Source organism: Mesorhizobium silamurunense, from assembly GCF_014843825.1.
Classification (GTDB): domain Bacteria; phylum Pseudomonadota; class Alphaproteobacteria; order Rhizobiales; family Rhizobiaceae; genus Mesorhizobium; species Mesorhizobium silamurunense.
On record NZ_JHQR01000352.1, the window covers coordinates 1 to 1,381 of the forward strand.

General features: G+C 56.7%; 1 protein-coding gene. It reads left to right on the forward strand.

Translation table 11 applies throughout. From position 1 onward, the window contains the following. Positions 1–124 precede the first annotated feature (124 nt). Entirely contained in the window at positions 125–1,216 is a 1,092-nt protein-coding gene (locus DH10_RS32670) for an amidohydrolase family protein (protein ID WP_343221661.1), read from the forward strand. Positions 1,217–1,381: the final 165 nt, after the last annotated feature.

Here is a 1,381-nt window from a genome sequence, read left to right on the forward strand (position 1 = left end):
ATAACTCCGGGAACCGAATTGGCCGAGGGTCCGTATAAAGCGGAAACTTTCCCTGTGAGTGTCGAAGACTCCTATCTGGTCGTCGATCTTTGAGCGATCGATCCCATGGAGATGGCAAAGTTTCTTGAAAGCTGAGACATTTATGCTCCACAATCCGACATCGGTAATCGATTGCGATATTCATCCCGGAGTGCCAGGAAACGACGCTCTGATCCCTTATATGGACGAGTATTGGCAGGATCAATTCATCAGCCGCGCGATCGGCGACATGGATCTTGCTAGCTATCCGCCGAGTGTACCGCTGTCATGCCGCCCGGACTGGCGGAAAGATGGGGAAAAGCCGGGCGTCAGCCTGGTTCGCTGTCGGGAACAGGCGCTCGATAAATTCAACTGCGAGATCGCAATCTGTAATCCGCTCTATGGAGGCCAAGTCGCGGCAAGCGGTTTGATGGGAGCAGAGGTATGCACGGCCACCAACAAATGGTTGGCTCGGGAGTGGCTGGATGCTGAGCCCCGTTTGCGCGGCTCGATCGTCGTGGCCTCGCAGCTTCCTGATCGGGCGGCAGAGGAAATCCACAGATGTGCATCGGACAAAAGGTTCGTTCAGGTCCTGCTGCTGGCCGGCAACGAGATGCTCCTTGGCCGAAGCCATTATTGGCCGATCTATGAAGCGGCCCAAAAGCATGGGCTGCCTGTCGGCATCCATGCCGGGACGATGTATCGCTATCCCACGAGCAGCGGTATGGGATGGCCGTCGACCTACCTCCAGGACTATGCCAGCGGAACTCACCTTTTTGCGGCACAGCTCCAGAGCCTGATCATGGAAGGTGTATTTGCCAAGTTTCCGGATCTCACCTTCGTGATGATCGAGGCCGGCATCGGTTGGGTGCCCTTCTTTATTTGGAGAAGTACGAAGTACTGGCAGGGTACCCGCGGCGAGGTTCCCTGGGTGAAGCGCTCTCCCGCCGCGGAAATCCGCGATCGTGTCCGCTTTACAATCCAGCCATTTGATACGTCGACGGATCCGGTGCACGTCGAGAAGCTGATAGAGCATCTCGGCAGCGATGACATGCTGCTCTTCTCTTCAGACTACCCGCATTGGCAGTTCGACGGAGATGATCCGATGCCGCCCGGTTTTCCAGCGCGGCTTCGCCAGAAGATTGCGCGGGAGAACCCTCTTCGGACATACCCCAGGTTGATGGAGACGGTGTCATGAACGACACGATAGCCGGCCCGAGGCAGTCGGTGCGTTCCACATCTTCGGTAGGTATCGCCGATTCCGATATCCACCCGGCACTTAAAGACCGGTTTGGCCTCCATCCGTATCTCTCCAAGCGATGGAGGGATCATCTCGATCAGTATGGCGAGTTGGGATTCGAGG